11 protein-coding genes are annotated in these 13,363 nt (G+C 31.9%); all 11 read right to left on the minus strand.

What is annotated here, in order from left to right:
- Positions 1-53: 53 nt before the first annotated feature.
- The 11 genes from LCI24_RS16680 to LCI24_RS16730 all read right to left on the minus strand — a co-directional run bounded on the left by LCI24_RS16680 (position 54) and on the right by LCI24_RS16730 (position 13,216).
- On the minus strand, positions 54-2,315 hold the full coding sequence (locus LCI24_RS16680; RefSeq protein ID WP_274641397.1) for a TonB-dependent receptor: 2,262 nt from the start codon (positions 2,313-2,315) through the stop codon (positions 54-56).
- Positions 2,316-2,366: 51 nt separating this feature from the next.
- A complete protein-coding gene (locus LCI24_RS16685) occupies positions 2,367-2,690 on the minus strand; it encodes a hypothetical protein (RefSeq protein WP_274641398.1) in 324 nt (107 codons plus the stop codon).
- 78 nt (positions 2,691-2,768) lie between these two features.
- A complete protein-coding gene (locus LCI24_RS16690) occupies positions 2,769-3,548 on the minus strand; it encodes a TerC family protein (protein WP_099214574.1) in 780 nt (259 codons plus the stop codon).
- A 3-nt stretch (positions 3,549-3,551) separates the two neighbouring features.
- Positions 3,552-3,968, minus strand: coding sequence for a hypothetical protein (locus tag LCI24_RS16695; protein WP_274641399.1), 417 nt, complete (start codon positions 3,966-3,968; stop codon positions 3,552-3,554).
- On the minus strand, positions 3,968-5,311 hold the full coding sequence (gene purB, locus LCI24_RS16700; protein ID WP_274641400.1) for an adenylosuccinate lyase: 1,344 nt from the start codon (positions 5,309-5,311) through the stop codon (positions 3,968-3,970). Before purB ends, LCI24_RS16695 begins: the two co-directional genes overlap by 1 nt.
- 220 nt (positions 5,312-5,531) lie before the next feature.
- Positions 5,532-6,086 carry a hypothetical protein gene (locus LCI24_RS16705; RefSeq protein WP_274641401.1) on the minus strand — a complete coding sequence of 185 codons (555 nt, stop codon included), beginning with the start codon at positions 6,084-6,086 and terminating at the stop codon, positions 5,532-5,534.
- Between the two features lie 600 nt (positions 6,087-6,686).
- Positions 6,687-7,277 (minus strand): hypothetical protein, encoded by a 591-nt coding sequence (locus tag LCI24_RS16710; RefSeq protein WP_274641402.1) that lies wholly within the window; start codon positions 7,275-7,277, stop codon positions 6,687-6,689.
- Positions 7,278-7,344: 67 nt separating this feature from the next.
- Positions 7,345-9,471: a hypothetical protein gene (locus LCI24_RS16715; protein WP_274641403.1), complete on the minus strand. Its 2,127-nt coding sequence runs from the start codon at positions 9,469-9,471 to the stop codon at positions 7,345-7,347.
- A gap of 19 nt (positions 9,472-9,490) precedes the next feature.
- On the minus strand, positions 9,491-10,918 hold the full coding sequence (locus LCI24_RS16720) for a T9SS type A sorting domain-containing protein (protein WP_274641404.1): 1,428 nt from the start codon (positions 10,916-10,918) through the stop codon (positions 9,491-9,493).
- Positions 10,919-11,583: 665 nt separating this feature from the next.
- Positions 11,584-12,195 carry a HEPN domain-containing protein gene (locus tag LCI24_RS16725; protein WP_274641405.1) on the minus strand — a complete coding sequence of 204 codons (612 nt, stop codon included), beginning with the start codon at positions 12,193-12,195 and terminating at the stop codon, positions 11,584-11,586.
- Complete coding sequence (locus LCI24_RS16730) at positions 12,182-13,216, minus strand: ParA family protein (protein ID WP_274641406.1); 1,035 nt, start codon at positions 13,214-13,216, stop codon at positions 12,182-12,184. Before LCI24_RS16730 ends, LCI24_RS16725 begins: the two co-directional genes overlap by 14 nt.
- Positions 13,217-13,363 lie beyond the last annotated feature (147 nt).

Raw genomic sequence — 13,363 nt, forward strand, 5'->3', positions numbered from 1 at the left:
TTTGTTTATATAAAAAGCTCCCCAGCAACAGCGTTACTGGGGAGTTATTTATTTTATAAAGTAAAGTTTATTCCTAAAACAATATTTCTACCAGGGTTAAAAATATTATCAGGCTTTAATCTAGATAAGTGATTTATGTACTTCTTATCAAGAAGATTATTTATGGTTAAAGATGTAGTAAAAGTGTATTTACTAATGATAATATCACCTCCAATACCCAAGTTTACTAAGTTATAAGCAGGTGTTGCTGTTTCAAACTCACTAACATTATCTTGCTTAAAAAATGAATGTAAGCTTACAGAAGCATATCCGTTTGGTAACCATTTTTCATTAGAAAACTCAGTTCTTAGTGTGTTTTTTAAGGTATTTGCTGGAATTAGTGGTAAATAGTTTCCATTATCTTGTTTACCAATTACCGTTTCAAAACTACTTTCTAAATGTAGCCAATCAAGAGGGTGAGGGTGTAGGTGGAAACCAAACTCACCTCCATACAATTTTGCATCTTCTTGAGAGTAAGAATACACAGGAGCATCATCTTCAATTTCACCAGTAGGAGATAAGTAGATGTAATCGTTTAATTTATTATAAAAACCATTGGCAAATAACTCAAAGTGTTCAGTGTTATAATCTAAAGAAAGATCAAATTGTAAATTCTTCTCATTAACTAGGTTGTTGTTACCAACTTCAAAACGATTTGTACCGTGATGTACTCCGTTAGAAGTTAATTCAGCAAGGTTTGGAGCTCTAAATCCACTTGCAATATTTAAACGAGTTGTAACAGCATTAAAAAGTTTAGTTTTAGCACCAAAAGAAGCAGTAAAACTATTAAAAGATTTATCTATAGCTTCAAAAATATGTATTTCATCTTCATGAGCTACTTCATGTCTTTCGGTAGTTATAGCTCTATTGTCATATCGAATACCAGCTTGTAAAGAAGTATTATCATTCAATTCAACGTTTGCTGTAGTAAATACACCAAAATCATTTACAGTAGCATTAGGAATTAACAATTCTTCACCAAAGTTAGTGTTGGTTTGGTGTAAACCTTGAGCACCTATTAAAACTTCAAATTTACCAAACTTAGGAAGGTGATATTTAGTGTTATAACTAAACGTTTTTAACTTCATATCTAAAGCAGCTTCACCTTCTTCATGCTCTTCGTGTTCTTCTTCAGTTTCTTCTTCTTCATGTTCATGATGCTCTTCAAACTCTTTACGGTTATTAATAGTATATCCTAAATCGATATCTAATTTTGAGTTTTTAAAGAAAATATGATTGTGTAAACTTATAATATGATTGTCAATATCTTGATAAGGAGTTTCAAAATGCGTTTCTTTTGTTTGTTCTCCAATCCCTTCTGTTAGTCCTAACTTAGAATTGTTGAAGTTATAGCGTAACTCAGAAGAAAAGTTTTTCTCATGAAACCCTACACCTAATTTTAAATCTTTTTCCTTAAAACGTGTATTAGTTACTCTATAGTCAGGTGTTTTGTAGTCTGCATGTTGCGCATAGGTTCCTCTAGCTAAGAATTGCCAGTTTTTTAAAGAAGATGTTAAGCCAACCGAAGTATTGGTACCTAAAGTATTACTAAAGTAACGCTGATTCACATTAAGTTTAGTAGTATTCTCTGGAGCAAATTTTTCTGGTTGAATATATAAAACACCACCTAAAGCATCAGAACCGTATAAAAGAGAAGCAGGACCTTTAATAACTTCTACACCAGCAACACCAGCATCGTTAATACCCAAACCGTGTTCTCCACCAAATTGTTGGTTTTCTAATCGTATACCTTGTGTGTATACTAAAACTCTGTTTCCACTTAAACCTCTAATAACAGGTTTACCAATAGACGTTCCTGTAGAAACTTGAGATACCCCTGCAATGTTTGTAATTCCTTCCGCCAATGTTGTAGCTCCTGTTTTTTGAAGGGCTCTAGCAGAAAGACGTTCAACTTTCATTACATTTTCTGATTGTAACTTATTAAAAGGAGTTGAAATAATTACTTCATCTATTTTAAAAATAGACTCTTCTAAGTGAAGGTCAAAAGAGATATTTTCATTATTAAAATCAAACTCTTTTGAAACAGTTTTAAAGCCTAAGAATGTAAAGTTAAAGGTTACTTTTCCGTTAGGAATGTTTTGTATGTTATAGGTACCATTTTCATTGGTTATGGTTCCTTTATGTAATTGTTCAGAGTATACTTCTACTCCTAAAAGTGGTTGATTATCAGTGTCTGTAATTTTTCCTGATAAACTGTTTTGTGCATATATAGCAGATACTCCTATAAATAATAGGAAGTTTATTAATTTCTTCATTAAAATGAATTTTACTGTTAACGATGTGTTTTGTTAGTTTTTATAACAATGTTATGATGCAGTAAAATATGGTGGTGCTCTTGAAGATTTTTTATCAGTATATACATAAGAGATTAACTGAGGTTGCGTCTCGTAATCTAATTTGTAAAAGTGTTGTGGAACAACTGAAAAGTTCTCAGCTGTTTGATACGTAAATGTGTTTAAATGATAATGTGCTAAAGAACAATCTAGTTCTTCCGCATGAAAGTGATGCTCACTAGTAGATGTACAAACAGTATGCTCATGATTTTCAAATAAGTGTATTGTTAAAACTACTGTTGGTAATAGTAGAATTAATATACTTAGTAGTGCAATATGTTTTTTGAGCTTAATCACTGAGTACAAAAGTATAAAAAATAAAACCTAATAGAAATTTACTATTAGGTTTTATTTTTTTATAGTCTTAATATTTTCTTAATGCTTTTTTGAGTTGCCTCTCATTTTCATATTTAGCATCTCTACTACTAAAGAAAAAGTAATGGCAAAGTATAAATAAGCTTTAGGAATACTTCCTATTTCCTCTCCAAAAAGAGTAGCGTGAGATAAGTGAGCACCTTCAGCAATAAGCATAAACCCAATTAAGATTAAGAAAGACAAGCCTAACATTTGAATAGTTGGGTGCTTACTAACAAATTTCCCTACAGGGTTTGCAAATAACATCATAATAACCATAGATAATACTACAGAGGTAATCATAATTATCATAGCTCCTTCAATACCATTGGTCATTCCTACGGCCGTTAAAATAGAATCAAAAGAGAAAACGATGTTAATTAACGTAATTTGTATAATAGCTTGTGTTAATGTATAGCCTTTTTTAGGTTTACCATCAGTTTCGTCTTCAAGATGTCCTTCTACTTTATGGTGAATTTCTTTAGTGCTCTTATATAAAAGGAATATACCACCAGCAAATAAAATTAATGCTTGACCTGTAACTCCTGCATTAAGCCAAGATAAATCAATATTAAAAAAAGGAGAATTCATAGCAATAAGCAACGAAATACCAAAAAGTAAAGCAATACGAAGTATCATGGCTAAGAATAGCCCAATATTAGTAGCTTTTTTTTGTTGATTTTCAGGTAGCTTATTTGCCGCTATTGAAATAAAAATAATGTTGTCAATACCTAATACAATTTCTAAAAATGTTAAGGTAACAAGTGCACCCCACGTATCAGGTTGTAAGAAAATTTCCATAGTTTATTTTACTTTATATACAGTTCCTTTTTGCTTAAAGTTAGAATAGCCAATTTTTGCGGTAAAACTATAAGAACTGTCAGTTACTTTAGTTATTTGAACAAATATAGGATCTTTATCTAAATCAGTTTTCGGACTTTTCATTTGCAAAGTGTATGCAAAATTATTTTTCCATTTGATGTAGAGTGTATCTATATGTTTTATTTCTTTTTCAGTAACTAAACTGTCAGTTGAAATACTTACTTTTTTAGTATATTCTTCTATTTGTAAACTGTCTTTTCTTACAATTGTTGTTTTTCCGTAGTTATCACCAGCAGGAATTTCAAACGTTCCGTGAACAAAACGTGTTGGATCTCCTTTTTTTTCTGGAGCACACGAAATAGCTAAAAATAAAACTAAAAAAGTAAGTAAATATCTCATTATATACCTGTGTAATTAGATGGTGTAATTTGTTTTAATTCATTCTTAATCGCATCAGAAACTTCTAAAGTATCAATGAAGTTAGCGATAGAATCTTTGTTGATTTTTTCGTTGGTACGTGTTAATCCTTTTAACGCTTCGTATGGATTAGGATACGCTTCACGACGTAAAATAGTTTGAATAGCCTCAGCAACTACTGCCCAGTTATTTTCTAAATCTTCAGCAAATTTAGCTTCGTTTAATAATAACTTGTTCAATCCTTTTAACGTAGAAGCAAAACCAATTAAGGTATGTCCAAAAGGAACTCCAACGTTACGTAATACTGTACTATCCGTTAAATCACGTTGTAATCTTGAAACTGGTAACTTAGCAGATAAATGCTCGAAAATAGCATTGGCAATACCTAAGTTTCCTTCAGAGTTTTCAAAATCAATAGGATTTACTTTATGAGGCATTGCAGATGAACCAACTTCACCTTTTTTAATTTTTTGTTTAAAGTAGTCATTAGAAACATACGTCCAAACATCGCGATCTAAATCAATTAAAATCGTATTTACACGTTTTAATCCGTCATATAAAGCTGCCATGTGATCGTAGTGCTCAATTTGCGTAGTAGGGAAGGAGTGGTGTAAACCTAACACTTCTTCAACGAAATGAGTACCGAAGTTTTTCCAGTCGATATCTGGATACGCTACTTTGTGTGCATTGTAATTACCTGTAGCTCCACCAAACTTCGCAGCATGTGGTGTATGTTGTATGTGAATAACTTGATTGTTAATACGCTCTACAAATACAAAAAACTCTTTTCCTAAACGAGTAGGAGAGGCTGGTTGCCCGTGAGTTCTTGCTAACATTGGTACGTTTTCCCATTCTTCAGATAAATCAGCTAATTTGCAAACTAAAGTATCTAAAGTAGGGTAGTATACTTCTTCCATAGCATCTTTAATAGATAATGGAATAGCAGTGTTGTTAATATCTTGAGACGTTAATCCGAAGTGGATAAACTCCTTATACTTATTCAAGTTTAGCTTGTCAAACTTTTCTTTAATAAAGTACTCAACAGCTTTTACATCGTGATTGGTAACGCTTTCAATTTCTTTGATTTTTTGTGCATCTTCAGCAGAAAAGTCTTCATAAATTTTACGTAAATCAGCGTATAAATCTTTGTTGAAATCGGCTAACTGAGGTAATGGAATTTCACATAAAGCAATGAAATATTCAATTTCTACCTTTACACGATATTTTATTAAAGCTTCTTCTGAAAAATAGTTCGCTAAGCTTGCTACTTTGTTACGGTATCTACCATCAATAGGAGAGATGGCGTTTAATTCTGTTAAGTTCATGTTTTGTTGTTGTGTTGAAAGGCACAAAAATAGAAAATACTTCCCTTTTTTTAGAGATAAACTACAGGAATTTTAGTACTAAATAAAAGCAATCTTATTTAGGGACAAAGAAGTATATAGAATTTTGTTTGAAATAATTGAACTAAAACCCTTTTTAGAAAAATATTGCCGTTTTCAAATAAGAAAACGGCAATGTTGATGATATATAAATTATGTATTATTATAGGCTCTTTAAACGAAAAAATATTTCTTTTTGATAAATTATTAATTGAATACCTAATGCCATGACTATTTGCCAAATTGTGTAATGTCTTAACTTTATGTCTTTTAAGAGTGTTGTAATTTTTGAATCTGGTAAAATAAAAAACAATGTAGATACAAATACTAATATTATAATTACGCCTAAAATTATATTTCTTGTTATTATTGATTTTTTCGGATAATTAAAAATATAACTATAAGAGAAAAATACCAGTAATGGTCCTATTACAAAAGCAGCTATCTCTATTGAAATAAAACTCGATAAATCCTCACCTAAAAGAGGTTTTAATATAGTGCTTAGTAAAGGAAAGCTTATATAAGCCAATAAAAAACAGACAAATGAAATAATTATAGTAAAAAATAAACCTAAGTATGGGTTGAACTTATAATTTTTCCAATTTATCAATCCAAGAACCAAACCAAATGATATTGGATAGTATTCTATAGAGATTTGAGTCGTAACTATTATTAAAGTACATATAATAGATGGTAATATTATTTTAAAAAAAATCATTTTTTATTTACAATTAATTTGATTAATAGTTTCATTACTTTCCAATAACTCTTTTAATTTTGTTTTATCAAAACGAATGGCTGTTTTTGGTACTACAGTTACAATACCTCCGTTTGCATTTACCCATGTTTTAATTTGTTCTTGTAAATTGGACTATGTCGCTTCACCAATATTATAGTATGTATCTTCAGAACATTCCGAATTATCTTCACTAAATCTAATAATTCCTGAAACTCTGGCAATATCAACCGCTCTTGCATAAAGTTCTAAATTTCCTTTTTGATTAGTTAAATAACCCCACTGTCGATTTCCTGAAAACAGGCTTTTTTTGCAGCAAAAAAGAAGTGGCAGAGCGTTTCTGGAAATTTTCTCAGGAGATTTTCTAGTCGCATACGAAAACTATGGAAGCTATGCTGGATACCCTCTTTCAAAGAATATCCCAAGTGGAAAATGACCACAGGAGGAATTTGAAGAGAATTTTGATTTCGGAACACCCAACTTTTTTTACTCTAGACAAGGAATTAGGACAAATGTAAACAGTAAGAACCCCTATCATAAAGAAATGATAAGGGTTTTTGTGCTTATAATAATTAAACTTGCTTAAGAAACAGATAACCTTTTTTCGCACTTTATTTTCCAATGGTAATTTTCCTTTTCTAAGTATACTAAAATTGAAACACCGTCTAAACTACCTTTACTCATCCCTACAAACACAATAGCTTTGTCAAAATTATCATTAAAAGCTATCCTTGAAAAACTTAACAACAAGTCCATTTTATCAAAACCTTTCGATGGTAATTTTCTAAATTCCTTTTTGTATTGTATTAATGTATCTTTATCATAAACAGTAACTCTTGATATATCTAGCTTTCTACTTTCTCTCAGGTCATTAAATTTTTCAAGTAACTTATTATTAACTACATCACATTTACCTCTAAAACTATATCTCTCTTTTACGCCAAATAAACTATCAATTATAGCAATAGTTTTCTTTTTAGTTAATTGTTTATAGTGATATTTATATGCTCCTACGCTATCTTGGCATGTCATTGCTCTAACATTATAGCTTTTAGTATTTGGCAATGGAGGTATATAAAGAACTGGAGGCATAACTAAAAAACCTTTAGCATCCTCAGTCAAAAAAGTAATAATTTGATAGGTGTTTTCTTCTTCGTAATTTCTTGTTTTCATTTTTTTACAAGATGAAAAAGTCAGAAGGAAAAATACGGTTAAAATAGATGTTGTTTTCATAATATTTTTAGTTACAGTTTTTATCAAAGATTTTACTATTGAAAGGACTTGTTGAATTTATTAAGGTTTGTTTTTGAGTAAAACCAGTGTCGTCTAATTTAATATAATTACCATTACTATCAAGATATTTATTTAGTCCGTAAGGTCTAAGACCATCCCAAGCAAAAGCCCAGTAGTACTCTAAAGGGTACCTCTTACCATCCAACTCCCTTATAGCTTCGGCAATTGGTCTTACATATTTATCTGCCATATGTTCATGTTGTACCGTAGCATCTAGAAATCTCGGATTAACTTTTCCTTTAAGCTGAAAGTAATGATACATTAAGTTTGACCTATCATTAACATCTATTCCTTTATTTCTTTCATGTACATACTTATAAAGTTCAGCATGGATGCCCTCGTGTAATAAAGCTGCTGCGAAACCTAAATGAGTGTTATTTAGACCAGATACTTTTATTTCGATTATTCCGAGATCAATAAAGTCATCATTAGTACAAGCTTCACCACTATTACACGCTCCATAAGTTATTATTAAATCATAGGCGCTATTTTCAAACTGTTTTATAGTACCATTATATAAATCTAAAGCTTTTAATTTTTTAAAAATGCACTTAGCAGTACCTATCAATTCATTTATAATCCTTTTTTCAAAATCAACTTCTCCGCCATTCATTAAAGCCTCAACAGCCTTTCCAGAAAAGCTTTTAGCCTCTGGACTAACTATTCCATTAATTTTATTAGCATCTACAAAAATACGTATTTCAGTTGCTTCAGGTATGTTATCGTACAACCAATCTTTTTGGTTTTTGTCTGTAATACCCAGTTCTTTGATTAAAGCTACAACTTTAGCACCTTCAGCAAGCTCAGTTCTAATATCCCATTGCGCTAGTTGTTGATGGTGGTCTGGTGGAAAACTTAATTCTCCTGGTATTGGAGGAGGCATGTCAGCATCTTTTTGTTTAGCTTCATTTATCTCTTTCACAAATTCATCCCCTTTACTAGGATTGTCATTTAACCATTGTAATTGGTTTTTATCTGTTATTTTGAGTAATGACACTAAGTAATCTATTGTAAATGTAGCATTCATAGAAGTGCTACTAATAAGCCTGCTAAGTTCTTTTTGTTTTAGTTGTTGATGCTTATTTTTTGCTGCTTTAGTGGCAAAAAGACTACGGTCATAATCTCTATTCCAAATGATTTCCCAATAGTTAGGATGAAACAATGACATTTCACTTTCTTTATTCGCATTGATATAGTTTTCTACATAGGTTGCAGTTACAGTATTGGCAGTGTTTATATATTTTTTAAATAGTCTAAGCTCTTCCTCTGTTGGAGGTACAGGACTTGTTTTGGTTATCTGTTCATAATGAATAATAAACTGCATGAAGTCTAACTTATCCCATGTGCCTAAATTTCCATAGTAGTTATTCTTTGTTTTTAAAACCTTATTATTAAAAGGAATCCCTAATATTTTTATGATATGACGACCTTCAAACTCTTTCCATGCATTGTCTACAAATTGATTTAAGAGATTATTATATGCTGCGGTTACAGCGGCAGTGCTTTTTAAATTTTTTAAAGGAGTACCGTTTACTTCAAAATCAGGATATAGTGGTTTGTTAGTGTTACCTGCCTTAATTTCGGCTTCTCTTATTTTTAACGCTTTTAAGCCTTTAATGTGTACCTTTTTTTTAAAGGCTCTTCTAATTCGGTCTGAGTTTTTAGTACTTACAATTGGGGCAACATTAATCGTCATGTTTTTTGATTCAAAGTCTATAAAAGCATAGTCTTTAGCTTCGTTAAATGAAGAGAACTGCTTATGGTACTTGTTTTCTAAAAAATTTTCTATAACTATTTTTTGTCGCTTATACCATTCCCTTAGTTTTTTATCTGCGGCTCTTCTAATATAGGTTTCATTCATTACAGCAGCATCAAAAGAGTTACTCCAGTTAAAGTTTAAATCAGGGACTTCACAACCACTACATCTACCAGCTAAAACGGATTGTAAATCGCTATAAGTTCCACCTGAGTTCATTAAAAACTCATCATTATTTACTGTTGGTAAAGTCTGTGCCTGTAAGCTAATACTAAATACTACAGTGAGTAGTAAAAATTGTATATATATTCTTTTCATTTGTGTGTTTTTCTAGCAATTATTTTTTGATGATAATTCTTGTTTTTCTTTCTTGCCCAACTAATATGGTTACTACATATATTCCTTTTGGTAAATCCATTCCCTCAACATAATATTGGTAGCTACCTGTTTCTTGACTAGCTAAAGGTTTTATTACTTTTTCTCGTAATCCATTCATATTGGTGATGGTAACCTTTGTATTTGCTGGCTGTGCTAATGAATACGATACAATTACATCTTTTTCAAAAGGATTAGGGTATAGCTTTATAAAACTATCTTCTTGCTTTGAAAGCGCAGCCAAAGCTTCTTCTGAAAGCTCTTCTTCTGAGTTTTCTAATTTCTTTTTCTTTTTTAAGACAAAACGAATAGGTGCTCCTGATTCTTTCCAAGCACTCACATAAGTCTCTAAGTTTCCTGTTAAGTAGGTTTCAGAATTAAACTGTTTGATAGAAACATCAGAAGAAAGTAATTGATGTTCTAAAACAGAAGGAATGTTTTGACTAAATGAATTATGTGGTAATTCAACAGTAAAATCGTTAAAGTAAAGGCTGTTATCTAATTTAGTAAAGTCTACATTTTGTTTTTTATCAGCAATGGTCGTAGTGATATGTAATACATCACTTTCTTTATCGTACTTTGCTATAATTTTAAAAGGTATTTTGTTTTCTATATGAGTTGCTGACCAATCAAAAAATAATAAATCGCCTTCCCACACTCCGTTAAGTTGTTGTTTGGTAACTTCTGCTGATGTAGCTGTCTCTTCTTCATTTATAACATGCTTAATTTCCTCTACATTTATTACTTCTGAGTTTTTAGAAGCTTCACTTATGTTAGCTCCTTTTACTGTATCGAAATTGGTTTTTAATAACTCATTTGCTTTGGCTACATTTTTATCTACTCCATAACCATGGTAGTAACAAATCCCTAACCAATATTTTGCCATAGGATAGTCGCTCTTTTCAAACCAACTAACTGCTTTGGTATAGTCTTGCTGTATGTTTCCAAAACCTTTTAAATATAGGTAGCCTAATAAATAAGCAGCTTTGGTATTCCCTAGTTCAAATCCTTTTTCAAACCATTTTCTCGCTTTGTTGTAGTTAAGGTTACATCCTCTACCATACTTATATAATATTCCTAAATCAGTAGCGGCAATAGCATTGTCTTGTTTAGCAGCAGCTTTAATTAGCTTAAAAGCTTTTGTGTAACTTTCTTCTGTGGCTTCCTCTAGTAAAACACGTCCCATCATGAGTTGTGCCACGGGATTTTCAGTCTCTACACAAGGGGTTAGGTATTCAATAGCTTTTTGTTTGTCTTTTTTAAAAAACTCATTTCCTTCTAAATGGTAATAAGCTCTGTTAATGTTGAAATCGCAATCAACTTCTTTTTCTTGTGCATTGAGTGCTGATGTAAATAAAGCAATCAATACAATAATCCTAGTAATTTTCATTTTTATGTATTAATAATTAAGTTAAAATTCTTAGCAATAATATTTTTCTCATACCTAAGGGGGATGATTAAGATTTTACGTGTAGAGGTGTATAATTATGAAGCGTTGGAAAGAAATTACATAGCTTTTTTCTGTGATCTTCATTTTTTTGCTCCTGTGCTTGTATTTGAATACATGCAAAGCAAAGAACAACTAATAAATAGTTGAATTTTATTTTCATATCAGTTTAATTATTCGGGTTGCAATTTTTTTAAGAGAACAATTTTTTTCGCTAATGAAACAAGTAGATAATAATTTACCCTACCCAAAAAATAAAATAGTATCACAGATTTATTTTAAGGTATAATTAAAGAAGAACTATGCCTTGATATCAGCGACCCATGCCGTGATGTTAACGGAGCGTGCCGTAATATCAGCGACCCGTGCCGTAGTGTTAGCGGAGCGTGCCGTAGTATCAGCGACCCATGCCGTGGTGTCAACGGAGGATGCCGTGATATCAGCGACCCGTGCCGTGGTGTTAACGGAGCGTGCCGTAGTATCAGCGACCCGTACTACAATATTAGCAAGCTTCACTAAGCTTTCCTCACAGATGTGTAAATATAACGGTTTGGTTATGGGCAGTGTTCCGAAGGGCATTGCGTATAGGTTTTGTAGGGTATAGTTATTTATTTTACCAAGTCATAAATTGCGTTTCCAAGGCTATTAATAAAATCAACCGATTGTTGTGCATCGGAATGAACAATAGGTTGAATATCTCCTGTAAATAAATCAAAATCACCTTCGTGTACAATTTGATTTCTACGAATTACTATATTTTTTAGTTCAGTTTTTAAATCATTTTGAGTCATTGACATTTCAGTGGCTATTTTCTGCCATTTATGATTTTCATGCCATATTAAGCTTAATGCTTCTGCTACCTTATCTGGGTCTTGAAAGGATAAGTGTTTGTGACTCGATGTTATTGTTTGTTCGAAAATAAATTCTGCAGGCGGTACAGAAGCATTATTAATTGCATCAAGTTGATTTAATGAAATGCTAAAATTTTTATAAGCATTTGTCGGTGTTCGATTACCATTAAACGAATCAACCATCCCTGCCTTTACCAAATCGTGGACTAGCCTATCAAAGCTAGAAAGTGAGTAAACTATTTCACTTCTTAGTAAATCTGCAACATCGGTAGCGTTGAAACCAACTTGAGTGGTTAAATGAACAAATAGGCTATCAATATTATGAACTCGATCTATTCCTTTGTCAAATATTTGCTTAGCTCTCAGCATTTTCCTTTATTTCTTCAATCTTTAAGGCAAAATCTATGAACATTTGGTCGAATTCATCTCTTTTACCAATCATTTGCTGCAAAACAGTTCCAGATCGTTCGATTTGATCATCTGAAAGTGCATATACTGGAATTCCAAATTTATGAGACTGAGGAAGTAGGCTTTGAAAGTCTGGGATTTCTGCTAAACAATAATTTGAAGGTATACCAGTTTCAGTGTAAAGGTTTGCTTGGAAAAGCATGCCATGTTGTTCTAGTTTGGGAACCAATTGAGTAGCTATAGATTTCAGAATTTCATCCATGTTATTCCTATAAGGAGTAGAAGGTCTTCCGCTTCTTATGTTAAATCTTTGGATTACAATACCTGCGAATTTTGGGTCATGAGTAGGAAAGGGGTATGATGAATTGCTAAACGTAGTACGCATTTGTTGAGCAGCACTATACCATCGCGGTAAAACATCCGCTAACGTTCTAACTGCCATTAATGAGAATGGGTCAGGATTGGTTGGAACTATAAATAAATCGGAAATTGAAAAGAAATTTTGATTGATAGCACTCAATCCAGGATTCAAATCAATTAGGACATATTCAATATTATGATGACTAGAGCATTTCTCAATCAAGGCATTAAAAGATCCTGGTAAATTTTGCATAGTAGCAAAAGCATTATTAGAGGTTTGCGCAAAACTTAATGCAGGCTCTAGCTCAGTTAAATTTGGATGACCTGGCAGTAGGAACAGGTTTTCGTTACTTTGAACACTATAGCAATCAAATGCATTTATTGGTTCAGGTCTTCCTTGGAAAGCCGAATTTACTCCATCCATTAAATTCTTTTTTCTAGTATCTTCTTCAGTATAATACTGTTCAAAGCTATCCTGCATAATTATTCCAGATAGATTACACTGAGGGTCTGCATCAACTAATAAAACTCGATGACCTCTTTGGGAAAGCTTCCACCCTAAATGAAATGTTGTTGTGGTTTTACTGACGCCACCTTTATGATTAAAGAAAACTATTCTCATATTTATTTATTTTTTATTCGTTTTTCAAATTACCACCGAAGTGTTTGTATATGGTTTGTTGCGTGATTTATCATTTAACTTTGCAAGTACGCACCAAACTGAAAATCCGCGAGGATTTTCAGAAGTAGGCGAGAACAAGCAATTACC

The organism is Tenacibaculum larymnensis, from assembly GCF_028829235.1.
GTDB classification, from domain to species: Bacteria; Bacteroidota; Bacteroidia; order Flavobacteriales; family Flavobacteriaceae; genus Polaribacter; species Polaribacter larymnensis.

Coding starts and splice junctions, on each gene's coding strand:
- LCI24_RS16680 (WP_274641397.1), bottom strand. CDS start 2,315: ATGAAGAAATTAATAAACTTCCTATTATTTATAGGAGTATCTGCTATA.
- LCI24_RS16690 (WP_099214574.1), bottom strand. CDS start 3,548: ATGGAAATTTTCTTACAACCTGATACGTGGGGTGCACTTGTTACCTTA.
- LCI24_RS16695 (WP_274641399.1), bottom strand. CDS start 3,968: ATGAGATATTTACTTACTTTTTTAGTTTTATTTTTAGCTATTTCGTGT.
- purB (WP_274641400.1), bottom strand. CDS start 5,311: ATGAACTTAACAGAATTAAACGCCATCTCTCCTATTGATGGTAGATAC.
- LCI24_RS16705 (WP_274641401.1), bottom strand. CDS start 6,086: ATGATTTTTTTTAAAATAATATTACCATCTATTATATGTACTTTAATA.
- LCI24_RS16710 (WP_274641402.1), bottom strand. CDS start 7,277: ATGAAAACAAGAAATTACGAAGAAGAAAACACCTATCAAATTATTACT.
- LCI24_RS16715 (WP_274641403.1), bottom strand. CDS start 9,471: ATGAAAAGAATATATATACAATTTTTACTACTCACTGTAGTATTTAGT.
- LCI24_RS16720 (WP_274641404.1), bottom strand. CDS start 10,918: ATGAAAATTACTAGGATTATTGTATTGATTGCTTTATTTACATCAGCA.
- LCI24_RS16725 (WP_274641405.1), bottom strand. CDS start 12,195: ATGCTGAGAGCTAAGCAAATATTTGACAAAGGAATAGATCGAGTTCAT.
- LCI24_RS16730 (WP_274641406.1), bottom strand. CDS start 13,216: ATGAGAATAGTTTTCTTTAATCATAAAGGTGGCGTCAGTAAAACCACA.